This is a genomic window from Mycobacterium sp. M26 (genome assembly GCF_001494595.1).
Taxonomy (GTDB): domain Bacteria; phylum Actinomycetota; class Actinomycetes; order Mycobacteriales; family Mycobacteriaceae; genus Mycobacterium.
Genome location: NZ_LN929907.1, coordinates 1,362,733 through 1,387,861 on the forward strand (window position 1 = coordinate 1,362,733; position 25,129 = coordinate 1,387,861).

Here is a 25,129-nt window from a genome sequence, read left to right on the forward strand (position 1 = left end):
GCGCCATAGGGCCCGCTGCTGTGATATCCCTAACTGACCTTATCTTTCTTGAGCGTCAAATCGGGGGTAGCAGCCATGGGAGCTGGGCACAAGGGAATCTATGTCGGCCGCGTCGGTGCGCTGGCGGTAGCGCTGGGTGTCGGCGGTGTGATCGTCGGCCTGCCGGTGGCAACAGCCGACACCGGCGCCGGGGACTCGGGGACCTCGTCGGTGGCGCACAGTGCGCGCAAGGCCGCGGCGAACCGTACGCCCGGCAGTGCGTCGTCGACGTCGGGCAACGGCAAGGGCCGCACCACGGCCAAGCCGGCCGGTGCGGCCACCGCCGAATCCGGTGCTGCGAGCTCCGCCCGCAAGATTCACCTCGGCGCGACCGGTAGTGACGACTCCGAGTCCAATGCCATTGCGGTGGGCGAGAACTCGCCGGCCAGCGATGTGCCGGATGCCGAGCCCGCCGCTCCGGTGCTCACCGCCGCCGTCCCGCGCGGATCGCTGACGGCCACCGCACATGGCCCGCTGGACTGGCTCACCGGTGGCGGTGGTGATCCCCTGACCGCACTCACCGGACCGCTGGCCTGGGCCGCTCTGGCCGTCAGCCGTCGCGAGACCACCGGATCGGCCACGGTCACTCCGGCCGCGGCGACCGTGACCAGCAGCCAGCCCGTCGCCTCCCTGACGGTGGTGGATCCGATGGATGCGTTCATGCGGTTCTTCGTCGGTGACGGCACCGCCGATCATCCCGACGCCGGCATCTTCTTCGGCAACGGTTATTCCTACACCGGGTACGAGGGCGCGTGCCAAAGCGGCCCGTGCAACGGCGGCAAGGGCGGGTTCATCGGCAACGGCGGTGACGGCTTCGCCGGAGGCGACGGCGGGTCGGCCGGCTTCCTGGGCAATGGCGGTAAGGGCGGCGAGGGCGTCGTCGGGATCAACGGCGGTGCCGGCGGCAATGGCGGTGACGGTGGCCTGATCGCCGGCAATGGCGGCGACGGTGGTAACGGCGCGAGCGTCACCGCCCAGGGCGGCAAGGGTGGCGCCGCCGGCTTCATCGGGGTGAAGGGTAAGGATGGCACCCCGGCCTCGGCCGCGGCTACCGGAGGGTCGAAGCCGGCCGGCGCGGCGACAGCACTGGTGGTGGGGGAGAGCCTGCTCGACGATGCCATTCAGGCGTTCCTCAATGACCATCTGCCCGCGCTGGCCCCGATCTCCGGCCAACTCGCGCCGCTGATCAGCAGCGGGGTGGCCGACTGGTTGGAGAACGGCAGCATCTCCGCCGAGGTCTACTCGGCGTTCGCCAATCAGGCCATCCTGGAGTTCATTTCGAGTTCGGTGGCATCAGCGCTGCCGGTGCCGAGCGCGATCGGTACCGTCGTCGGGAACGCGGTTGCCGACCTGGTGAGCAAGACGTTCGCCGGATCCAACAGCGCCGCGGTCGGGTCGGCCATCGACGGAATCGTCAGCGGCGTCCTGCCCGACGATCTCACCACCGCCGAAATCGTCGCGGGGCTGGCGGTTTTCGACATCCAGCCCCTGCTCAACTACATCAACTCCATCGCCCCCGACACCCAGAGCGGGATTGCGACGTTCCTGGCCAATACGGACGTGCAGACCGCGATCGGGTCGGCGATCACCGACGCCATCGACGTGCTGGCCGGTCAGATCATTCCGTCGTGGGCGCCAACCTATGCGCCGCAAGCGATTCCGCAGGCGATCGGTGCGGCGGTGGGCAATGCGATCGCCGACGCGGTGTTCGGAGGCAATCCGGCCTATGCGGCCGCCTTGGATGCGCTGAGCGCGGACATCGCCGCCGACGTGGAGGATCTGATCAGCGGCCTGGCGCATCCGCTCGCTACGGCGGTGGGTTCGGCGGTGACGACGTTCCTCGGCAGTTCGGGAGTGCCGGCGGCGCTGGCCGCCGACATCATGGACCTGGTGAACGGGTCGGCGCTCACACCGCTGCCGTCGGGTGTGCAGGCCGCGCTGGCGTCGGCCGTCGCCGGCATCGTCTCCTCCTTCGCCGGTGACGCCGATGTGGTGAGTTCGCTCAGCGACGCCTTCTCGTCGGTGTTCTACGACTTCGCCAGCCCCACTGTCGCCGGCTCGCTGGCCGATCAGATCGGTGGCTGGCTGACCTCGGTTCTCGGCGGCAGCTCTGCGGCCGGGGCGGTCGGTGACGCGGTGAGTACCGCGGTGCAGAACCTGCTGGCGGACTCCGCCGCGGTGGAAGGCCTGGCCAACATCGCCGGCGGGTTGGTCGACGATCTGCTCGGCGCAGGTGTCGCGACTGCACTGGGCACTGCGGTCAATACCTTCTTCACTGCCGTCAGCGGCGGCGCCGAGGTCGAAGACGCCCTGGGTACGGCTCTTCATTCCTTGGCCGCCAACACCGCTGTCGACAACGCGATCGCCACGGCGCTGAGCAACGCGATTGGCTCGTTGTTCGGCAATTCCGATGTGCTGCAGGCGATTAGCACCGCAGTCCACGATGTGGTGGCCGGAATCGTCGACAGCTCGGCGATCCAGGACCTGGTCGGGGAGGAGGTCAGCGACTTCCTGTCGTCGGCGTTGGGCAGCTACCCCGGCGGAGCGCAGATCGCCGACGCGGTCGGTACCGCGATCACGAACCTGCTGGCCAACTCGGCGGTCAGCGACGAGCTCGGCACGCTGGTGGGCTCGGTGCTCAGCGGGTTCTTCGGCCAGCCCGGTGTCGTCTCCGCGCTGTCCTCGGCGGTGCAGCTGGCCACCCTGACGATCCTCAATGGCGGCGATCCCTCCGAAGTCATCGGGGTGATGCTGCAACTGCTGCAGGCGAATACGGCGATCCAGACGGCGTTGTCCGGGCTGGCGGGCAGCGTGGTGAACTCGGTGGTGACCGACACCGCACTGATCTCAGCGCTGGCGTCGACGGCGACCTCGTTGATCACCGAGCTGGCCGGCAATCCCGCGGTGCAGTCGCTCATCAGTGGACTGCTCGGCCCGACGTACGGGCCGGTTGTGGTGAGCATCCTCGCCGACCCGTCAGCCGCGGCTGATCTGGCGGCCGCCGTGGGCGGCGCGATCAGTGGGTTCCTGGCTCAGACCGGAGTGGCGGCGGCGCTGTCGAGTGCGGCAAACCAGATCGTGGCCGCGGTGCTGGCCGGTGCGACGGTGCCGGCGGCGGTGCAAGCCGCGCTGCAGACGCTGGCGGCCAACGCCGACGTGAAGGCGGCGATCGACGCCGTTGTGGCGCAGGTGCTCCAGGCGACGCTGGATGTGCCCGCCGTCCAGGAGGCGGTCTCCGGAGCGGCGAAGGACCTCATCACCGAGGTGCTCGGATCCGGGCTGGGCCCGGTGGCCGGGACGGTGGTTCAGGGGGCGATCGACTCGCTGCTGGCCAACTCGGCGGCGCAGGCGCTGCTGAGCAATCTGGCCATCGACCTCTCCAACGGGTTGCCGCCGACTGAGGTGATCAACACCCTGATCGACTCCGTGATCGGGAGCCCGCAGCTGCAGATCGCGGTCGGTATGGCGATCGGCCAGGGTATCGGGGCGCTGCTGGGTGACAACCCGGTCGGGTTCATCGTGGGCGGCGTGATCGGGGCTGCGGCGACGCTGCTGATCGGGGCGGCTTCGGGGCTGACGTTGCTGGTCGACGGGCTGCGGGGGCTGTTCGGCGGGGCCGGCTCGGCCAGTGCGTACCTGGTGCAGCCCGTGCCGGCGGCGGTGCTGGTGTCCGGGGTTGTCGACGTGCCGCGGGCGGAGTCGGTGGACGTCGGCGGCTTCGTCGGCGGGCACCGGCTGGTGACGCTGTAGCTGGCGCTCGCCGCGGGATAACGCCTGGTTAGAAAACCTCTAACTGCCGGTTTGCGCCGGTTGTGGGATACGGTTCGGGAGATCTTGATCGGACTCGTATCTGGAGGAAGCTCGTATGAGGACCGGCGGCCGGGTGGCTTCGGTGGGGGCAGTGCTGTGCTTCGCACTCCTGGGTGCTGCTCCGGCGGCGCACGCGGAAGGCGACGTGCTGTCCGGTACTTATGACGTGCTCGGGCCCAACAGCAAGCTGGACACCTGGACCATCAGCCCGCAGTGCAGCGATGCCTCAATCGGCTGCCAGTCCTCCATACAGTCGGCCACGATCGATGGGCAGGCCTATTACCGCGGCGGGCATACCTGGGTGATGACGCTGCGCGGTCAGGTGCCGGTGTGCCCGGACAAGACCACCACCAAGGGCATCATGATGTTCATCTGGAATGCCCAAACATTGGATGGTCAGCTGACGGCGGTGCAGCAGGGGGTTTGTCAGATGACCCGGCCTGGGCAGGAACAGATTCCGATTCGGTTGGTGCGGGCTGGGGGCTAGTCCCCTCCCTGAGCCTTCCTATTCCTCAGATCGATAGCCACGAATAGCCTGGCAATCTGCTTTACCGATTCCGGAGGTCAAGCCAAGGCCTCGCTGGCATGGTTACATGCTTGATAGCGGAAATTGTCGGCGGCAACATTTATGGTCGCTGAGGTGCTCGCCATTGGGGTGGCCGATGTAGATGTGAGCACCTCGAGGGGAGGGGTGGGCGAAGGGCGTCTACGTGGGTTGCGGGGGGGTGGCCGATGTAGATGTGAGCACCTCGAGGGGAGGGGTGGGCGAAGGGCGTCTACGTGGGTTGCGGGTGGCCATTCCGTCGGAGCGACGTCGCCATGCTGCAGCCCGGCTGCGGTCCAAATGCCAGCAGAAAAGTACGGTACGTCCGTATTGTCGATCGGTGCGCAGAGCTCAGAGGTGAGTTGTAGATGCGCTTAGTTGTGGAAAGCGGAAGGGGGAGTAAGTGGATATCTTCAACGTCCACAAGCAGCTCATCGACGACTACAAGTCCTTCACCACCAGCTCAGTCACCCCGCTTGACCCTAGGGTCGCGCAATACGTCCACGACGAACTCGCTGAGGGCAAGCAGTGGCCTGAACCCTGGATTTCACTTAACCCGACGTTCGCCTCAGGTGGTTCGATCGATGACCTCGTCGCTGAAGGCCTGCTGCACGCCGAGTGCGCGCGCATCTTCCGCCCCAAGCTAAGCATCGCCGACCCGGGTGACCGCTCGATCACCCTGCACCGTCACCAGCGCGAGGCCATCGAGACAGCCCAGTCCGGAAAGAGCTACGTCCTCACCACCGGGACCGGATCCGGCAAGTCCCTCGCCTACATCATCCCGATCGTCGATCGCGTGCTGCGGCAGCAACCGCGCCGGCCGGGGGTGAAGGCGATCATCGTCTACCCGATGAACGCCCTGGCCAATAGCCAGGTTGGCGAGCTGGAAAAGTTCCTGCGCTTCGGCTTCGGCGAGGGCAAAGAGCCCGTCACCTTCGCTCGATACACCGGGCAGGAACGGGGCGAGCAGCGGGAGGCGATCCTCCGCAATCCGCCAGACATCCTGCTCACGAACTACGTGATGCTCGAACTCATGCTCACCCGCCCCGAGGAGCGCCGGAAACTGGTCGAGGCGGCCAAGGGCCTGGAGTTCCTGGTCCTCGACGAACTCCACACCTACCGCGGCCGGCAGGGTGCAGACGTAGCGATGCTTGTACGGCGGGTACGCGACGCTTGCTCCTCACCAGACATGCAATGCGTGGGTACGTCCGCGACGATGGCCAGCGTCGGCACCGAGGCCGACCAACGTCGGGTCGTTGCCGACGTCGCCTCAGGCCTGTTCGGTACCGAAGTCACTCCTGAACGGGTTATCGGGGAAACACTGGACCACGCGACGTCCGGGAACGCCGGCGACGTCGATGAGCTGTCCCGGGAGATCCGCCTCGGTGGTGCGGGCGGAAGCTACGACGACTTGGCCGTGTCTTCGCTGGCGTCGTGGATCGAGACGACATTCGGTCTCGCAGTAGAAAAGGAATCGGGCAGGGTCATCCGTCAAAAGCCAGCGAGGGTGCGCGAGTCTGCCGCCCGGTTAGCGGATCTGACCGGACGGACCGTCGATGAGAGTGCGGAAGCCATCCGTGCCACCCTCCTCGCCGGCTCCTCGGCCCGCCACCCCGAAACCGGACGTCCGCTCTTCGCCTTCCGTCTCCACCAGTTCCTCTCCAAGGGCGACACCGTGTACGTGTCGGTTGAGCAAGAAGCCCGACGCCACGTGACCTCCCAATACCAGGTTGCGGTACCCGACCAACCCGACCACGTGCTCATGCCGCTGGCCTTCTGCCGGGAGTGCGGCCAAGAGTATTTGGTCGTCGCACGGACCACCGAAGGCTCCGAGGTCATCTACCGCCCGCGCCGGGACCGAGACGCGAGCGGTGGCGACCAAGCCAACGGCTACCTCTACATCTCGACGCCACAACCCTGGCCACTGGACCCACTCCTGGAAGGTCGGCTACCCGACTCCTGGCTATCCGACGGCGAGGTCATCGAACGCCGTCGCCCCTACCTACCGCGCCGCGTGAAAGTCGGGGTCGGCGGGGAAGAGGTAACCAGCGGCGGTATCGAAGCGGCATTTGTACCCGCGCCCTTCCGGTTCTGCCTGCGCTGCAAGGTTTCTTACGAACAGGCACGCGGCAGTGACTTCGCCAAGCTCGCAACACTGGATGCCGAGGGCAGAAGCTCAGCAGTCACAGTGTTGAGTACCTCCATCGTGCGGTCGCTCGACAAAATCCCACCCGACGAACTCAGCGCAGAATCACGAAAACTGCTGACCTTCGTCGACAACCGCCAGGACGCCAGCCTCCAAGCCGGACACTTCAACGACTTCGTGCAGATGGTTCAACTCCGTGGCGCCATCCAGCGCGCGCTGCAGGCAGGAAGCCTCCGTCACGATGATGTCGCCGAGAGAGTCGTTGAAGGCCTAGGGCTGCGATTCGAGGACTACGCCGCAAATCCCGAAGCGGTTTACGGTGCCCGCACCGCAGCAGAACGTGCCTTCAAAGAGTTCATCGAATACCGCCTGTATTCCGACCTGCAGCGAGGCTGGCGCATCACCATGCCCAACCTCGAGCAGACCGGGCTGATGCGAATCGAATACGAATCACTACCGGAAATCGCGGCCGACTCCGCCCTGTGGGAACGCACCTATCAGCCATTGCGCGATGCCGAAGCCATTCAGCGAGAAGAACTCTGCCGCATCGTCCTTGACGAATTCCGGCGCGATCTTGCAGTCGCCGTCGACTGCCTTACCGATGACGGATTCGACCGCGTCAAACGCCAATCCGACCAACACCTCGAAGGCTTATGGTCGATCCCGCCCCACGAACCCCGCCCTCAACCGGCGGTCGTCACGACGGAAACCGGTAAGCCGGGCGCGATACGAGCCATCGCCCGTTTCACGGGCCGAACAGCACTCGGGCGATACATCCGTGAAGCCAGCGGGCTGGAACTCACCAGCGGCAAGATGGACAGTGCGGATGCCCAGAAAGTCATCGAAGACCTTCTCGCCGTCCTCGATCGCGCCGGACTCTTGACGACCGTTGACCTACAAGGCTCAAACGGGCCGAACTTCCGACTCAAAGCATCCGCAGTCATTTGGACCCCTGGCGATGGCCGGATCGGAGCCCCGGATCCCCTGCGGAAGGGCTTCAACCCCGACCAAGGCACGCGGGTCAATCCGTTCTTCCTGGATCTCTATCGAACGACCGCGCCTGAACTGGCTGGCATGTATGCGCGCGAACATACCGCTCAGGTCACGGCCGCTATCCGAGAGGAGCGTGAAAAAGCTTTCCGCAGTGGGGAATTGAAGGTTCTCTACTGCTCGCCAACGATGGAACTCGGCGTCGATATCGCAAGCCTCAACGCGGTCGCGCTGCGCAACGTTCCGCCCACACCGGCCAACTACGCCCAGCGCAGTGGCCGCGCTGGCCGATCTGGGCAGCCAGCCCTCGTCACCACTTACTGTGCGACCGGCAACGCCCATGATCAGTACTACTTCCGCCGCTCAGTAGACATGGTCGCGGGATCGGTCGCACCACCCCGACTGGACCTGACCAACGAAGCGCTCCTGGCCTCGCACCTGCACGCACTCTGGCTATCGGAGACAGGCGCAGATCTGTGCTCGCGCATGCCTCAATTGCTCGAACTCGAAACGCCCGGGATGCCTTTGACGGACGGTCTCGCCAAAGCACTGAAGGAGCCAGCGGCGCTCAACCGGGCAACGGAGCGAGCATTCGCACTCGTAGAACCGCTCATCGAGCATTTGCGGCAGACGTCGTGGTGGCATGAGGACTGGCCGAAGGCGATCATCGCTGGCGCGCCGGAAGAGTTCGATAAGGCATGCGCCCGTTGGCGAGAGCTCTACAAGGCAGCCCTCGACGATCAGGCTGAGCAGAATCGAATCGTCCTCGACGGTTCGGTGCGCCCCGGCGACCGGAAAGCCGCTGAAGCTCGGCGACGCGAAGCCGAGGGCCAGCTGCGCCTGCTGCGCAATGAGGACACCGAACTCACCCACTCCGACTTCTACACCTATCGCTACTTCGCCAGCGAGGGATTCTTACCCGGGTATAGCTTTCCGAGACTGCCGCTTGCCGCCTACATTCCCGGCGTGCGGGCCGCGGTTGCCAATCAGGCAACAGGGGAGTATCTGCAGCGTCCCCGATTCCTCGCCATCAGCGAATTCGGTCCCGGCGCGATCATTTACCACGAGGGTGCCCGCTACGAGATCAAACGCATCCAGGTTCCCATGAGCGCTGGCGGCATCGGAACAGTCGATACCCAGGACGCGTATCGTTGTGAGTCCTGCGGCTACCACCACGTTCGACGGCCAGGGTTGGACGTATGCGAAAACTGTGAAGCGCCGCTCAGCGCGCCGCAATACGGGCTCATGCGAATGCAAACCGTCTACGCGCGCCGTCGCGAACGCATCTCCAGCGACGAGGAAGAACGCCGCAGAGCCGGTTTCGAGTTGCAGATCTCCTACCGATTCAGCCAACACGGCCCGCGACTCGGCCGCACCGATGCCACGGTCGCCGACGCAACAGGCGGACTCCTAGTGCTGAGCTACGGAGACACCGCCACGGTGCGCGTCACGAATGTCGGCCGGCGACGCCGTAAGTACCCCGCCGACCTTGGGTACTGGCTAGACACGGTGAAAGGCAACTGGCTCTCTGAACGCGATGCCGTCGATGCAACACCGCAGGACGAGTCCCTTGACGACGCCGCGGACGTCCCCACCAAACACAAGGTCATTCCCTACGTCGAGGACACCCGCAACATCCTCGTCTTGCGCCTCGACAAGCTGGTCTCGCCCGAATACTCGGCCACGTTGCGCTACGCACTGGAACGCGGCATCGAAGCCGAATTCCAGCTCGAGGATTCCGAACTTTCCAGTGAAGCCCTTCCCGACACGGACGCACGCGGCCGGATGCTGTTCACCGAGTCCGCCGAGGGCGGCGCCGGTGTCCTGCGGCGGCTCCAGGCCGAGCCCGATGCGCTGGCGAAAGTCGCACGCGCAGCGCTGGACATCATGCACTTCACCCCAGACGGCCACGATCGCGGCAAAGCAGACGGCGCAAAAGAGCGTTGCGAAAAAGCCTGCTACGACTGCCTGTTGTCCTACGGAAACCAAAGTGACCACGCCGCCATCGACCGGCATCTGATTAAAGACCTGATGCTGCAACTCGCTGCGGCGCAAACCGCACCAGCGCAGACCGTAGAAGCCCGCGACGACAAAGCACAAGAACTCAAGGTGCAGTGTGAATCTGAACTCCAGCGCGCCTTCATCGACCTGCTAGTCCAGCACGAGTTTGCGCTACCGAATGCCATACGACAGCCAGTTGCCAACGGCGCAATCCGCCCCGACTTCGCTTTCCACGCCGACGGCTCGGCGCTGGCCGTCTTCGTCGAGGACACGGTGCCCGAAGACGCCGACGAGGTTGAGGATGCGCTCAACGACGCCGGTTGGAGTGTCTTGCGACTCCACCCCGATCAGGACTGGCTGGCCAAGGTTCGCGAACACACCTACGTATTCGGCGAAGGAAGGATCTAAGACAGTGGGATTCGCCCCGGGAAATCTGGTGACAGCTCGTGGCCGCGAATGGGTCGTGCTGCCGGAAAGCACCGACGACTTCCTCGTCCTGCGCCCGATCGGCGGTATCGACGACGACATCGCCGGCGTCTTGGCCAGCGAGGGGGTTAGCCCCGCATCTTTCCCCCCACCCCAGCCGGAGGATCTTGGCGATCACCTGAGCGCGTCAATGCTGCGCAGCGCACTGCGAATCGGATTCCGCTCCACTGCTGGACCATTCCGCAGCTTGGCCTCCATCGCCGTCGAGCCCCGCGCGTACCAAATGGTCCCGCTGATGATGGCGCTGCGCCAAGACGTTGTCCGACTGTTGATCGCCGACGATGTCGGAATTGGCAAGACCATCGAAGCCGCCCTGGTAGCCACCGAACTCCTCAAAGTTGGCGATGCGCGAGGACTTACAGTTCTCTGCAGTCCGGCCCTGGCCGAGCAGTGGCAGAGCGAACTGAGGGGAAAGTTCGGCCTGGAAGCTGAATTGGTGCTGCCCAGCACCGTAAGACGTTTGGAGCGCGGCCGCATCGGCGCCGAATCCATCTTCGAGCGATACCCCATCACCGTGGTGTCCACCGACTTCATCAAGAGTTCCCGCCGGCGCCACGAATTCCTCCGCACCTGCCCAGACTTGGTGATCGTCGACGAGGTACACACCTGCGTTGCGGACACCACCAGCAGCAGCTCTGGCCGGACCCAGCGCTACGAACTCATCCGTGACCTGGCGTCCGACCCGAGTCGGCACCTGATCCTGGCAAGTGCCACCCCACACAGTGGCAATGATGAAGCATTCCGCAACCTTCTCGGTCTGTTGAAGCCCGAGCTCGCCAGCATTGACCTCGAGAAAATAGAAGACCGCGAACACCTGGCCAAGCACTTCGTCCAGCGACGCCGTGCAGACATCCGCCGATACCTCGACGAAGACACCCCATTCCCGAAGGACCGGCTATCAGCCGAAGTGCCCTACTCACTGAGCCCCGAGTACCACGCCCTGTTCGCCAAGGTGCTCGACTACGCCCGCGAGACAGTCCGAACCGACGAAGGAGGCCTAGCGCGGCGCGTCAACTGGTGGTCGGCCCTGGCGCTCCTGCGGGCGCTCGCGTCGTCACCGCGGGCCGCCGCTCAAACTCTGCAGACCCGCGCTGCCACCGTTGCCGCCGACTCACCCGAGGAGGCCGACGCCATCGGACGTGCCATCGTGCTCGACCAAGCAGACGATGAAGCACTCGAAGCTGCTGACACCACACCCGGTGCCGACACCGACAGCACCGCAGGCAACGCCAAGTCCCGGCGACTTCAGGCCTTCCGTGCCGAAGCTCTCAAACTCGAGGGCAAGGCCGATCGCAAGGTCACCGCCCTCACCAAGAGCGTCAAGGAACTCCTGAACGACGGATTCAGCCCCATCGTGTTTTGCCGATTTATCGACACCGCCGACTACGTCGCCGAACAACTCAGCGCAGCCCTCGGCAAGAACGTCACCGTCCGCGCCGTCACGGGAACCCTGCCCCCCACAGAACGCGTCGCACGCATCGAAGAACTCACCGCCAACCCAGGACAGCATGTCCTCGTAGCCACCGACTGCCTCTCCGAAGGTGTGAACCTTCAGGAAAATTTCCAGGCCGTCATTCACTACGACCTTGCTTGGAATCCCACCCGCCATGAACAACGCGAAGGACGTGTTGACCGGTTCGGCCAACGCTCCAACACCGTCAGAGCCGTAACGCTCTACGGCAAGGACAACCAAATCGACGGAATCGTCCTTGATGTCCTTCTGCGGAAACACGAAGCCATCCGCAAGGCAACAGGCGTAGCAGTGCCGGTTCCCGACAACAGCGAGGCCGTTGTCGAGGCCCTGATGGAAGGTCTACTCCTGCGCGGCCGCGACGCCGAGCAACTTGGCCTCGAACTTGACCTCGAGGAAAAACGCGGCACCCTGCACAACCAATGGGAGTCCGCCGCCGCCCGGGAACGCAACGCTCAAACCAAGTACGCCCAACACGGGATCAAGCCCGAAGAGGTCGCAGCCGAGCTGAAAGAGACCCGCGCAACCCTTGGATCCAACACCGACGTTGCCGAGTTCGTCGACCACGCACTTCGGGCACTGCGGTCCACGGTCACAACGGCGGACTCCGGCTTCACCGCGACACTGGGGCCACTACCGCTCGGCCTGCGTGACGCCTTACCCCCCGGCCGAAAGGATCCGCTCCATTTCGCCGCTGAACTGCCAGTTGCGCGTGGCGAGGCAGTGCTCAACCGGACCGATTCCTCGGTAGAAGCTGTCGCGAATTACGTACTGGAATCCGCACTGGACTCGCAGCTTGCAGAGGAGCAGCGGCCGGCGCGGCGCTGCGCGGTGATCCGAACCAAGGCGGTAGCCACCCGCACCACGCTTCTTGTCGTGCGTTACCGGTTCCATCTTCAGCTGCCGTCCCGCTCTGGCGCGCGCGAACTAGTCGCTGAGGACGTCGCAACACTGGCATTCGAAGGATCTCCCACGAAGCCACACTGGCTCCCTCCCGAGACGGTCACGCCGCTGCTTGGCGCAAAACCTTCAGGCAATGTTCCCGCCCCCCAGGCATCCCAGTTCATCAGCCGGGCCATTGATGGCCTGCCGGATATCGCTTCGCACCTGGCCGAGCATGGAGAGCACCTCGCCGTCCGGTTGCTCGAGTCGCACCGTCGGGTTCGACAGGCCGCCGCCGAGGTGGTCCGTGGCCTGAAGGTCACGGTGGAGCCGGGTGCCGACGTACTCGGTGTCTTCGTCTACGTGCCCCCAGCTGGAGATTCTCAATGAGCGCCGACACTTCGTCCCTAAACTTCGTCGGAGTTCGCGTCGTCGGCGGCTTGCTGCCCGCCGATCTGCTCGCCAAACTCGTCGCGGGGCAAGTCCAGGATGGCCTGTCTTCCAAAGACTTCCATCTTGCAGCCGGCGAATCCGTGCGTGACGCAGCCAACCGGGTCTGGGCGTACTTGCGTGGCGCCTGGACCACCTACCGCCAGGCTCTGGCGGCACTTCCAGATGCTGACGCGGCGACCGGTCTGACCCGGGAGCGCTTCACCCTTGTCCTGCTCGACCAACTCGGTTACGGCCGTGTCCACCCCACAGGCAAAGGCGGACTCCAAATCGGAGACCGAAGCTTCCCCGTCTCCCACCTGTGGGGCAATGTCCCGATTCACCTCCTTGGACGGGTACCACTGGATACCCGAACAAAGGGTGTTCCCGGCGCGGCCGGAGCCTCCCCACAGTCGATGGTGCAAGAACTCCTCAACCGCTCTGATGACTACCTTTGGGCAATCTTGGCCAACGCGAACACGCTGCGACTGGTTCGGGACTCGACATCACTGGTGGGCTCCGCCTACATCGAATTCGACCTGGAAGCCATCTTCGACGGAGATCTCTTCGCCGACTTCCTCCTCTTGTACTCGTTATGCCACGTCTCTCGGCTGGAAACCCGCGACACCGACATCGGCCCAGCCTCATGCTGGCTCGAGCGTTGGCGCCAAGAAGCCATCGAAACGGGCTCCCGAGCCCTGAACCTGCTGCGGGACGGCGTCGTCCAGGCGTTGCAAACGCTGGGGTCTGGGTTCCTCACCCACCCCGACAACGCGAAGCTCCGCGAAGACCTCGCGAATGGCTCCATTACCGTCGAGGAGGTCAACCATGCGCTGCTGCGCGTGACTTACCGCCTTCTCTTCACCTTCGTTGCCGAAGACCGCAACGCGCTACTCGATCCCGAAGCGGACCCGCACGTCCGACGCAGGTATCTCGACTACTTTTCCACCGAGCGGCTCCGCCGCGTATCCCGGCGCCGTCGCGGCGGCCGTTACGGCGACCGCTGGGAAGCGCTGAAAGTCGTATGGCGCGGGCTAGGAAGCGTCGACGGTCTACCGGAACTGGGCCTACCGGGAATCGGCGGCATCTTTGAGGCCGGCGCGCTGGACTTCCTCATGGACTGCTCGCTCAGCAATCAGGCATTGCAATCCGCGGTGTACTCGCTGTCGCTTGTTCGCGAACCGCGGTCCCAGGCCCTGAGAATCGTCGACTACCGAAACCTCGGGGCAGAAGAACTAGGCAGCATCTACGAATCACTGCTCGAACTCGTACCGAGCTGGGACCCGGCTACCAAAACCTACGCGCTGGTTGTGTCATCGGGTAACCAGCGCAAGGACACCGGCTCGTACTACACCCCCACCTCATTGGTGGAATCTCTCCTGGACACTGCCCTCGACCCGGTCCTGGACGACGCCGAAAAATCCGAGGCGCCCGAGCAAGCCCTCCTGCGAGTCACCGTCTGCGACCCGGCCTGCGGGAGCGGGCATTTCCTCGTCGGCGCGGCCCGCCGCATCGCCAAGCGGGTTGCAGCCCTGCGGACCGGAGACCCTGAGCCGGCACCCGAAGCAGTGCGTTCGGCGATGCGCGACGTTGTTGGACGCTGCATCTACGGCGTGGACCTCAACCCGCTCGCCGCCGAATTGGCCAAGGTGTCGCTGTGGCTGGAAGCCCTCGACCCGGGCCGGCCGCTGACATTCTTGGACGCGCAGATCAAAGTCGGCAACGCACTCGTCGGTGCAACGCCGCGACTCTTGGCCGACGGCGTTCCCAACGAGGCCTTCAAGCCGATCGAAGGTGACGACAAGAAGATCACCGCCACCCTGGCTAAGCAGAACAAAGCGGAACGCAGCGCCCAAGGCAGTCTCTTCGATGTCGACATGGTCGCCGCGAACACGCAACTCGCCGAGCAGGTTCAGAAGGTGGTCGCCGCGCCCGCGCTGTCACTAGCGGACGTACACGTGCAAGAGCAACGGCTACGCGCCTACACCGAATCGAGCGCCTACCGCCAGCAGCTTCTGGCAGCCAACGCGTGGTGCGCAGCGTTCGTATGGCCGAAGAGCCTCGGCGCCCCTCCGGCGGTCACCCAGCGGACGCTCACCGCGCTGCTCGACGGCGACGACAAGCTCACCGACAAGCAGCGCGTTGAAATCGACCGTCTAGCAGCCGAATACCGCTTCTTTCACTGGCACCTGGAGTTTCCACACATCTTCCCGACCGAACCAGACGACGACACAGTCAACGAGACGACCGGCTGGTACGGCGGGTTCTCCGTCGTGATCGGAAACCCGCCCTGGGAGCGAGTGAAGCTGCAGGAACAGGAGTTCTTTGCTGCCCGCGATCCAGAGATCGCGAAGGCGCTCAACGCCGCAGTTCGTAAGAAACTCATTGCTGCACTTCCGTCTACGAGTCCGGCCCTTTTCGACGCGTTCATTGCTGAGAAACGGAACGCTGAGGGCTTCTCGCACTTCATGCGCAACTCTGACCGCTACCCACTGACCGGCCGCGGTGACATCAATACCTATGCAGTATTTGCCGAAACCGACCGCGAACTCCTCGGCGGTAAGGGGCGGCTCGGAGTGGTCTTGCCGACCGGAATCGCAACTGATGCCACTACCCAGTACTTCTTTAAGAACCTCGTCGACAATGCTGCTATCGCCAGTCTTTACGACTTCGAAAACCGAAAGCCCCTTTTCGATGCGGTCGATAGCCGATTCAAGTTCTGCCTGCTCACCCTCAGTGGAAGGGACTTGCGCGAACCGCAAGCGGACTTCGCCTTCTTCGCGCACGATCCCACCGATCTGCAGCGTCCCGGGAATCGGTTCACGCTATCTCCTGCCGAAATTACCTTGCTAAATCCGAACACAGGTACCTGCCCCGTGTTCCGTTCCAGACGCGATGCAGAGATCACCCTAGGGATTTATAAGCGCCTTCCCGTCCTTATTAGAGAGGGTATCGCCGATGGGAATCCCTGGAATGTGCAGTTCATGGCGATGTTCCATATGTCCAACGATTCGAACTTGTTCCAGACTAGGGAAAAGCTGGAAGCGGAAGGCTGGCAGCTGAAGGGAAACGTCTTCGTTCAAGGACCGAGCAAGCTATTGCCGCTCTATGAGGCAAAAATGATTCACCAATACGACCACCGATGGGCGACTTACGGAAGCGGAGAGGGGGTTCGCGATACAACTCTGAGAGAAAAGCAGGACCAAGACTTCTTTGCCATGCCTCGTTACTGGATTGATGCGCGTCAGGTTGATTCAAGGCTTGAGGGAAGGTGGAACCGTCGTTGGTTGCTTGGCTGGCGTGATATCTGTCGAAGCACTGACGAACGGACAACAATCGCCACGATCAACGGCTCTAATGCTGCACCCGAAGGCGGTACCCTGCTTGCCTTTTGTGACCCCCCTGAGGCTGCGCCAGTATTGTTGGCCAATTGGAACAGTTTCGCTTTCGACTTCGTCGCGCGACAGAAGGTCGGCGGAACTCATCTCAAGTATTTCATGATGCGACAGCTTCCAACGCTTCCTTGCGAATCAGTCTCCATCAAGGCCCCTTGGTCAGAACAGACCGTCCAAGACTGGTTAACAGAGCGGGTTCTTGACTTGATACTGGATAATGCTGAGATGCAGTCGCTCGCAGCAGATTTCGGCCGTAATGTGCCTTCTGCACCATGGGAAATGGAAGCGCGTCGACAGAGGCGTGCTGAATTAGAGGCGGCGCTGTTCCGCCTTTACGGATTGGAGCGTGAAGATGTCGACTACATTATGGAAACCTTCCCGATTACCAAGCGTAAAGATCTAGCCGAGTGCGGCGAATACCGCACTAAGAGGGTGATCCTGGAAATCTTCGATGCAATGGCAGAAGCGGAGAGTACCGGCAAGCCATATTTGTCTCCTCAACGGAATCAGACTCGACGGGATGGGGAGAAGGCCGAGTGACTCCAACGGATACTGGTACCTGGGCCCGACCCGAGTCGGCCGGAGTCGAAAAGCTCGGCCGCCGGCTGGTCGACGTTGGCTTTGGACAGGATGATTCGCTCCTGACTCCAGGCGAGGCAATCTGGACTGCCGAGCACCTAGCCGAACTCAAACGAGATTATTCGGACCGTCCCGACGCTGGTTCAGGCGGATTCTTCGAGAAGTTGGACCAGCAGCTCGCAACGACGTCGTCCGGTGCGGTCCAGCTGTTCGCAGAACTGCTGATCGCAAACGTCCTTCCCATCATCAACCTCAGTGGCGCACTGAAACTCAAGCAGGTAGAGACAGTTCTCGAACGGTGTGATCCCCCCGTAGTGATTCCCGAGGATGTCAAGGAAGCGCTGCTCGGTGGCGGTGTTTACCACGGTGGCCAGGCGTTCGGGAATTACAAGTGGAAGCAACTCGTCTACCTCATTGAGGTAGCCCAGCACTTCAAGAGCCTCCCCGAGCAGCGGCGGATCGACGCTCTCGCTGATCCGATCATCTTCCGAGATGAAGTCGACTCCATCCAGACCGGCCAAGCAGCACAACGACAATCGCTGCTCTATCTAGCTTTCCCAGACTTCTTCCTGCCCATCGTCAGCATCGAACACCGGCGCCTCATCCGAGATGCCTTCGCCCCCGAGTATCTAGGCAGACAGATCGGCGATGTCGATACAGATTTGCACGACATCTACGAGGCGATCCGCGAAAAGCACGGCGCAGTCGACCTTTACACCTCGCCGTGGCTCGAGAAGTGGCAGAAGCCGAAACCGACTGAGCCCCGGCCAACCAGCGAGGTGAAACACGCCTGGCGAGTGCATGGATCCAATGTCAAGGGCCAAGACATGGTTCCGACCTGGCGTCGAAAGGGAACAGTCTCGCTTGCAGCCAGTCTGCTGCGCACCGTGCAGCCAGATATCAGCCGCGACGAATTGAAGGCCTTCGTCGAAGAGGACTACAAGTCATCGGGATACGCACAGCGCCAGGAGAAGGTCGATGAGTTCTACGCATTTTTGGCTCGCATGCACCCCGGCGACTTGGTCGTCACCGTCAGCCAGGGAAATGTGTACTTCGGCATCATCACCGGCGACCCAGAGTCGCTAAAGAGTAGTGACGGTCGTTCGAACCTGCGACGTACCGTGAAGTGGTACGGCAGCTCGATGCCTTTGTCGAGACTCCCCGGGGACATCGTCGCCCGGCTGAGCGGTCAAGGCGAGGTTCTCGACCTCACCGGGCACCTCGCTGCGCTTCTGGCGCTCGCGGAACACAAGCAACCCCCTCAAGGCACCGGCATCCTTCACCTGCCCGACGCCACGCCGGAATTAGCCGAGCGGCTCAACGTGCCAATCGAGTGGCTCCAGGAATGCATCGACCTTCTCAGGGACCGCCCACAACTCATCTTCTACGGTCCACCCGGCACGGGAAAGACCTATATCGCACAGGAACTCGCCCGCCACCTCACCACCGAGGCCAACGTCAAGATCGTCCAGTTCCACCCGGCCTACACCTATGAGGATTTCTTCGAGGGCTACCGACCAAGAGAGCAGAGCGGCGGCCAAGTGGGCTTTACATTGACCCCGGGACCACTCAGGTCGCTGGTGGACAAGGCAAAGGACAACCCGGAAGCCGTCTACGTACTGATCATTGACGAGATCAACCGCGGCAACCTCGCCAAGATCTTCGGGGAGCTGTACTTCCTGCTGGAATACCGCGACAACGCAATCGACCTCCTCTATTCAGCCGACAACACAGAGCCGTTCTCACTGCCGAAGAACATCCTGATCCTGGGAACGATGAACACAGCGGATCGGTCAATCGCACTTGTCGATGCCGCCATGCGGCGACGGTTCGCATTCCTTCCGTTGCACCCCTCGGAGAGCCCGACCAACGGCGTCCTCCGCAAGTGGTTGAAAAAGAAGAATCACAGCTCTGAAGCCGCCGACTTGCTCGACGAACTCAATGCACGAGTCGACGATTCCGACTTCAAGATTGGCCCGTCCTACTTTATGCGGGCGGCTGTTCATGAGTCGGGAGACAAAGGGCTGGAACGAGTTTGGCGCACGGCGATCCTACCGCTGCTCGAAGAGCACCACTACGGCGACGGAACTGACGTGCGTGCCCGATATGGACTAGACGCAATCCGCAAGGCATTGCAGGCCAAGAACGTGCAGCCCACCCTCGAACCAGCAGAGCCCGCTGATGACATCGCCGCCGCTGATCCTGACTGAGGGCGAAGTTGCGCAAACCGTCGCACTCACCGACGCGGAATACCTGGCCCTACAACAGCTGGCCCTGGCCAGCGTCACGCCGACGCTGGACCGCGGGCTCTATGACGTCGTCGCAGCACGAAAGATCGGGGCGGTCGCCATGGGCGACCGCCAAGTCGTGGTGCGCCCGAAGATCGCCGACCTCAACCGCCTGGTATTCATGCTCGGATACGCCAAGGATCCCGGAATCTGGCGCGACGATCTCGTGGACCTGACGCGCGATGACGAGTTGCTCCCTGCGCTGGCGGAGGCCTTCAGCCGACTTGCGCTCGCAGCTGTCGAGCAGGGCTTGTTGCAGGGCTACAAGACAGTGCAGGAGACGCTACCGGTCCTGCGTGGCCGGATGCTTGCCGGTGAACAGATGACGCGACTCTACGGACTGCCGGTGCCAGTGGCCGTTGAGTACGACGACTTCACCGTCGACATCGCCGAAAACCAGATCCTCCTGATGGCGCTGCGGCGATTGCTTGTCGTCCCGAAGATCAGCATCCAGGCGCGACGCCGGCTACAACGCCTGCGGCTGATCCTGGCAGACGTGAATGCTCCGCCGAGGGGCGCAGGTCCGCCGACGTGGAGACGAAGCCGACTCAATGTGCGGTACCAGCCCGCACTGGCGTTGGCCCAGATCGTTCTCGCCGCAGACTCATTCGAGCACCACGTCGGCGATCTGCGAGTCACCGGATACATGTTTGACATGTGGCGGGTTTTCGAGGATTTCGTCACGGTGGCCCTTTCGGAGTCGCTTCGGAGTTATGGCGGGCGCAGCGTCTGCCAGAAGCCTTTGAGTCTCGATGTTCGGCGGCGGGTAACCATGAAGCCCGATCTGATGTGGGAGAACAGCGGGGCAGTGCGCGCTGTGGTTGACGCAAAGTACAAAGCCGAGAGGCCTGAAGGTTTCCACAACGCGGATCTGTACCAGATGCTCGCCTATTGCACGGTGCTCGGACTGGATGAGGGCCATCTCATCTATGCGAAGGGAAACGAGCCTGTCGACCGGCACACGGTCGAGGGGAGTGGCGTGGTCATTCATTGTCACGCGCTCGATTTGAGCGCGCCGCCCGCGGAGTTATTGCGCCAAGTGGACTACCTTGCCCGGCTCGTTTCACTACCGATGGCGGCGTGATGATGGGAGGTGCGAAGAAGTGGCCGCGCGAACAGCATTTCGCCTAGACACCGTAGAAATGGCGATGGAGGCGCAGTGGCAGGTCGACTCCGTCGACCACATCGACAAGTTCCAACGCGGCGCTTACGCCATCACTGTGCATTACACACCGGACGACGACATAACCCGCGCTGAAAAGCTCGGACCCAACGGCGAATGCGAAACGCTAGAAGACACCTCGGCTGGGAAGTTGGAAGTGCTCCGCTACTGGTTGACGGGACGGTTGGCTGGCGGTGTCGAACCGGCGCCCTCAACTGGCGAACTAAGGGTGACATGGGGCGACTCAGACCGGAAGGCCGGGACTACCAGCGTCCACAACAGCGTCGATCGCCCAGGTCCAGTGTGGGTCGTCATTACGAGACGGGAGCGCGTTCCGGAGTGGCGGGCAATGTGGTTCTTTGGCACGCGGGAACTTGCCGAAGAGGGCGCGCGGCGAGCGCTGGCCACAGATGCCGGCACCGGGAATGGCGGCAAGATCCTTGAGACAGCAGTTGCCGAGGGGCGTGCGTATTTCAAGTAATGCAAGGTGCGTAAGAGCCTTTCCAGCGCGAGTTAATTACCTACTACCGCGACCAGACTTCGACGGAGGGGCCAGGGGATGGCACCAGGAACGACGCTTCGCCTCGATACGGCTGAACTTGCAATGGAATTCGGCTGGTATGTGGAGTCGAGCGACCACACCGATGAGTTCAGTCGGGCCGATGTGACAATTACGGCCCATTACTCAGCGGCCGACGAAATCGACAGCGCTGTCAAGAAGGGACCCGGCGTTCAGTTCGAAGACATGGAGCATCGGACATTTGGAAGGGTCGAGCTTCTTCGCTACTGGCTGACCGGCCGGCCTGCCGAATCTACTGTTGCGCCTGCGGGGTCAGCTTCAAAGATTCCGCCCCATCTTTCCCCGAAGCCGGGTGACTGGACGCGAGATGAGTTCGTTGCGGCAGTCGAGGACCCAAGCGACCGCGCCTTCCTGCTGAGGCTCATGGATCTGGTGGATGAGAACAGTCGGCTTCCCTCTCTGGGGATGCACATCCGGCTCTACTTTGGGAAACGGCCTGGCGGAGCGATGTTCGTGTACCCATTCGGACGTAGATTCCCTCCCTTCAAGTTCTCAATCAGCGGTGGCCGCCTCATGGTGTCCGGTTGCTGGACGGGTTTCTCTGGCATCAAGGGCCACCCTGGATTCGCGGATCTGGCGGCAATGCTGAATCTCGACGAGAAGGGTCCCGCTAAGGCTGTCGCGGTCGCCGGGCTTGATCCCGATGAGGTGTGGCAAGTCGGCGAAACGGTCTCGCGCGCGATTAATGGGTGAATTCCGGCCCTTGGTGCCTTCGCGTTGAGGGTGTCTCGGTGCGTGTGCCCCGGCCGGGCAACAGTCAACCGCGCCCCGCGGCGGCTACGGCTGTTCGGTCTCCAGGAATGGCCCGGATGCCGTCAATTCAGCGGTCGCCCGGGAATCGATCACGACGGAGAGGAAGTGCCCGCGTTAAGCGGTCTCGATCGACGTTGGGACAACGTCATAGCGTTCTGGTAGGACTACCGATGCCGGCGGTGCTGAGCGACGGGGGATGAATGCCGAGGAATCCGCGACAGAGGCCCAGGAGGCCGACGAAGCCGCCACGGGAGTGTGGGTGCCCGACCGAGTTGTTGCGTTGCCATCACGAACTCACCGCATCGCTTCGGGAATCGGTTTCAAAGCGCACTGATGCCGAGCGACGGGCCGTCAGTGAATACCGCAAGCGCGCTGAGGCCGAGGATGAGGCGCGAGAGGAAGTCGCCTTTTCCGTGCGATTCGTCCAGGGCGGCTCCCCGGGAAGCGGAAAGCGCAGTTAATGGGCCGGAGTTACTCACGGACGATGATGTACTTCTCGAACGCGGTCGCCTCGGCGGGATCAAAGCTAGCCAGGAACTCGCGTTTATGCACGCTCGTGAGATACGTTTATGCACGCTCGTGAGATAGATGTGACCGCTGCCTGCGCTGGTCGGCGGCAGGGCACCAGCGGGGTCGGAGGGCTCTAGATCCCATATGGCTGAATCCGTTGGCCAACACCAGATGCGTCGGCCACCCTCGGTGAGGGTGGTGTTTTCGTTGACCAGGATCAGCAAGTCGAGGTCTTCAGGCGCCCTTTGCCGGAGGGCGAATCCTCCGTGTGGACTGACACCGCGCAAGGGCGGTAGTGCCGGATCGAACTCGACCACCAGGTTATGGTCATCGTTGCGCAACTTCCGCCACCAGGACCGGAGTCGGGTGAGCTTGTCCTCGCTCATTCCCGACCCCTGGGTCAGCATATATTTGCCGTGATCACGAAGACGCTGATAGACCTTGGACTTGCCGTGGAGATTGGTGGTCTTCCACGGCCAGGCCTTGTTGACGACCTGCCGGTAGGTCAGATATCCGCCGTAGGTCTGCTTGTGCCATGACACGGCCTGGCGCGAAACCCCGTGCATCTCGGCGATTTCGCTCTGGTTGTCGCCCTGTTTTCTCAGTGCCTCGATTTCACTGAAGATCAGCGGTATGCGACTGGCTGCTTTATTCTTCTCGTCGGCCATAATTTGCCTTCCCCATCTCCTGCTTCTGGATTGACGACACTCGGGCAACCCGCTGTCGGCTGTTTCCGCCGTGAACCCGACAATCGCCCATCCCGCCGGCCTTGTCGGTGCCCGTTGCTAGAGATATTGCCAACACAACAGAGGGGGAGTGATGGCAGGCAAGTCGCCAGTCAAACTTGTGAGGGATCAGCTGGTGCTGGGTCCGGTGACGGTCGAGTTTCAGCGGACGCTTCGGATCCCTGAAACCGGTCTGCACTACCTGCCGCCTGGTCTGGGCCGGTTTCCGTTGCGGCGGGTGGAGGATTATCCCGATACTGTGCCGACGGAGTGGCTGGCCCGGGGTGGGGTGATGCTGCCGATCTATCAGCGTGAGGCTATGTGGTTGTCGTTCGATTCTTCGGAGCCCGCTGCGTTGCAGGTCGGTATGGGCAAGGTGTGTGCGGTGAGTGGGCTGCCGTGGATCGAGCACTTGGTGAAAAATCCGCAAGATTATGTTGTCCTGCCGGATCAGCCGTGGCTCGATGGGATCAACGTCGGCGATGGTTTCATCCGACAATTCGTCGCTGTTCCCTTCGGGTCGGGAGCCACCGTCGAAGGACAGCTGACCGGACGGGAGACCCACGGGGGTGTGCAACTTCGGGCCGTGGGGCTTACCGAACAGGCGCTCGAGGCGTGGCGCGAAACACAGCGGGTGGTCGAATCGGAGATTTGCTTCGACATGGCGCCGATGGCCTGTTCGGAAGCTATCGGCTCGGCGGACATGGGGCTCGGCGCCGGTGGGCGGATGCGTCAGGAGGTGTACACCGATGACCGCCCTGTCGATGACTACGACGAGGGCGGCGCTCAGCGGGTGTTCGTCCACTTGTGCTCGGCTGCGCAGTGGGCGGGAATCACCGGAGAGGTGCCTCCCCCGACACCGGTCGACCGCAACGCTTACGTGAGTGCGGGCCTGCCCTGGTTCGACTACTACGACGCCGATGCCCAGGACCTCGAGCCCTCGCAGATCCTGGCGAAGGTCAAGACCGTCGGCGAGAAGCTTGGCGGCGAGGGCACATCGTTCGTGCCGTTCGACCCGAAGGCGGTGATCACTTTGGGCGACGTTAGCTCGAGTGAGGTCGTGGACGGAAACTGGTAGGCGATGGCGATGCTTACAACAAACGGTTCAAGCCGTTGGGTCTGCCCCGAGTTCAGTTGACTCGTCGGGTGTGAATTTCAGGCCGCGGTTGCGACTGGCGTGTGGAGCAGTTCGAACTGTATCGGGGTGAGTCTGCCGAGGGCGCGTTGGCGGCGGCGTCGGTGGTAGGTCCGCTCGATCCACGACACGATCGCCAGCCGCAGTTCGGCCCGGGTGGACCAGCGTCGCCGATCCAGGACGTTGCGTTGCAGAAGGGCGAAGAACGACTCCATCGCGGCATTGTCTCCGCAGGCGCCGACGCGGCCCATAGATCCCTGTAATCCGTTGTGCAACAGTGCGTGGACGAAGTTTCGTGCTCGGAATTGGCTGCCTCTGTCGGTGTGAACGACCGTCGACACCGGTGAGCGCAGGGCCACGGCGTTCTCTAGAGCGGCTACGGCCAGCGTGGACTTCATCCGGGAGTCGATGGAGTATCCGACGATCCGGTTGGAGTACACGTCCTTGATGGCGCAGAGGTAGAGCTTGCCTTCGTCGGTGCGGTGCTCGGTGATGTCGGCCAACCAGACCTGATTGGGGGCCTGGGCGCTGAACTGACGCTGCACGAGATCGTCATGCACCGGTGGTCCAGATCGCCGGTTCAGTCCACGCTTCTTGGCGAAGATCGACCAGATCCGCTCCTGGGCACACAGCCGCGCGACACGGTTCTCGCCGGCAGTGATGCCTCTTGCGGGCAGTTCATCAGCGATGAATCGGTAGCCGAAGGCGGGGTCATCGGCGTGGATGTCGCCGGCAGCGTTGATCAGGTGGGCATCATCCCAATCCCGCTGAGAGATGGGCGCTTTGCGCCACTTGTAGAACGCCTGGGTGGAGAACCCCAGGACCCGGCAGGTCACCGTGACGGGAATCCCGTCGGCGGCAATGTCGAGGACCAGCGGGTACATCATTGTGGGTTGGCGTCCCGCGATAGGTACCCGACGGCGCGGCGCATCACCTCGGCTTCCTGCTCGAGGAGTTTGATCCGCTTGTGCGCCTCGCGCAGCTGCGCGGCCATGTCATCAGCATTGGCCGGTGAGGCGGGCTGTCCGCGGCCCTCCTCGCGGTCGGCGATCTTTAGCCAGCGGTGCAGGCAGGCTTCCGAGATGCTGAAGTCTTTCGCGATCTGGCGCAGCGGCGCCTCGCCTTTGCGGGCCAGGGCGATGACGTCGGCGCGGAACTCGGCAGGAAACGGTGTCGGCACGAGATTAATCCTTCCAGCAAGGAC

Annotated in this window: 12 protein-coding genes; 10 read left to right on the plus strand and 2 right to left on the minus strand. The window is 63.0% G+C overall.

Going from position 1 to position 25,129, the window contains the following annotated elements:
- The first annotated feature begins 75 nt into the window (after window positions 1–75).
- The 9 genes from BN3385_RS06530 to BN3385_RS28875 all read left to right on the plus strand — a co-directional run bounded on the left by BN3385_RS06530 (window position 76) and on the right by BN3385_RS28875 (window position 21,495).
- Complete coding sequence (locus tag BN3385_RS06530; RefSeq protein WP_059015765.1) at window positions 76–3,789, plus strand: beta strand repeat-containing protein; 3,714 nt, start codon at window positions 76–78, stop codon at window positions 3,787–3,789.
- A 115-nt stretch (window positions 3,790–3,904) separates the two neighbouring features.
- Window positions 3,905–4,336, plus strand: a complete 432-nt coding sequence (locus tag BN3385_RS06535; RefSeq protein WP_059015766.1) for a hypothetical protein — start codon at window positions 3,905–3,907, stop codon at window positions 4,334–4,336.
- A 460-nt stretch (window positions 4,337–4,796) separates the two neighbouring features.
- Window positions 4,797–9,938, plus strand: coding sequence for a DEAD/DEAH box helicase family protein (locus BN3385_RS06540; protein ID WP_059015767.1), 5,142 nt, complete (start codon window positions 4,797–4,799; stop codon window positions 9,936–9,938).
- Window positions 9,939–9,942: 4 nt separating this feature from the next.
- Complete coding sequence (locus tag BN3385_RS06545) at window positions 9,943–12,759, plus strand: DUF8741 domain-containing protein (protein WP_059015768.1); 2,817 nt, start codon at window positions 9,943–9,945, stop codon at window positions 12,757–12,759.
- Window positions 12,756–16,733 (plus strand): Eco57I restriction-modification methylase domain-containing protein, encoded by a 3,978-nt coding sequence (locus BN3385_RS06550; protein ID WP_059015769.1) that lies wholly within the window; start codon window positions 12,756–12,758, stop codon window positions 16,731–16,733. Before BN3385_RS06545 ends, BN3385_RS06550 begins: the two co-directional genes overlap by 4 nt.
- Entirely contained in the window at window positions 16,730–18,982 is a 2,253-nt protein-coding gene (locus BN3385_RS06555) for an AAA family ATPase (RefSeq protein ID WP_082690306.1), read from the plus strand. Before BN3385_RS06550 ends, BN3385_RS06555 begins: the two co-directional genes overlap by 4 nt.
- Window positions 18,954–20,144 (plus strand): McrC family protein, encoded by a 1,191-nt coding sequence (locus tag BN3385_RS06560; protein WP_059015771.1) that lies wholly within the window; start codon window positions 18,954–18,956, stop codon window positions 20,142–20,144. Before BN3385_RS06555 ends, BN3385_RS06560 begins: the two co-directional genes overlap by 29 nt.
- A gap of 19 nt (window positions 20,145–20,163) precedes the next feature.
- A complete protein-coding gene (locus BN3385_RS06565; protein ID WP_156432602.1) occupies window positions 20,164–20,703 on the plus strand; it encodes a hypothetical protein in 540 nt (179 codons plus the stop codon).
- Window positions 20,704–20,781: 78 nt separating this feature from the next.
- On the plus strand, window positions 20,782–21,495 hold the full coding sequence (locus tag BN3385_RS28875) for a hypothetical protein (RefSeq protein WP_231748647.1): 714 nt from the start codon (window positions 20,782–20,784) through the stop codon (window positions 21,493–21,495).
- A gap of 380 nt (window positions 21,496–21,875) precedes the next feature.
- On the opposite strand, the gene BN3385_RS28880 is transcribed toward BN3385_RS28875, so the two are convergent.
- Entirely contained in the window at window positions 21,876–22,733 is an 858-nt protein-coding gene (locus tag BN3385_RS28880) for a hypothetical protein (RefSeq protein WP_231748648.1), read from the minus strand.
- A gap of 151 nt (window positions 22,734–22,884) precedes the next feature.
- Here BN3385_RS28880 and BN3385_RS06575 point away from each other — a divergent pair, with 151 nt between their 5' ends.
- On the plus strand, window positions 22,885–23,868 hold the full coding sequence (locus BN3385_RS06575; protein WP_059015773.1) for a hypothetical protein: 984 nt from the start codon (window positions 22,885–22,887) through the stop codon (window positions 23,866–23,868).
- Window positions 23,869–23,945: 77 nt separating this feature from the next.
- On the opposite strand, the gene BN3385_RS06580 is transcribed toward BN3385_RS06575, so the two are convergent.
- A protein-coding gene (locus tag BN3385_RS06580; protein WP_156432603.1) for an IS3 family transposase occupies window positions 23,946–25,105 on the minus strand; the annotation gives its coding sequence in 2 pieces (ribosomal slippage) (window positions 23,946–24,814 and window positions 24,814–25,105; 1,161 coding nt in all).
- Window positions 25,106–25,129: the final 24 nt, after the last annotated feature.

Excerpts from the sequence above, each read along its gene's own strand:
- BN3385_RS06530 (WP_059015765.1), top strand. The coding sequence starts at position 76 with ATGGGAGCTGGGCACAAGGGAATCTATGTCGGCCGCGTCGGTGCGCTG.
- BN3385_RS06535 (WP_059015766.1), top strand. The coding sequence starts at position 3,905 with ATGAGGACCGGCGGCCGGGTGGCTTCGGTGGGGGCAGTGCTGTGCTTC.
- BN3385_RS06550 (WP_059015769.1), top strand. The coding sequence starts at position 12,756 with ATGAGCGCCGACACTTCGTCCCTAAACTTCGTCGGAGTTCGCGTCGTC.
- BN3385_RS06560 (WP_059015771.1), top strand. The coding sequence starts at position 18,954 with ATGACATCGCCGCCGCTGATCCTGACTGAGGGCGAAGTTGCGCAAACC.
- BN3385_RS28875 (WP_231748647.1), top strand. The coding sequence starts at position 20,782 with ATGGCACCAGGAACGACGCTTCGCCTCGATACGGCTGAACTTGCAATG.
- BN3385_RS28880 (WP_231748648.1), bottom strand. The coding sequence starts at position 22,733 with ATGGCCGACGAGAAGAATAAAGCAGCCAGTCGCATACCGCTGATCTTC.
- BN3385_RS06575 (WP_059015773.1), top strand. The coding sequence starts at position 22,885 with ATGGCAGGCAAGTCGCCAGTCAAACTTGTGAGGGATCAGCTGGTGCTG.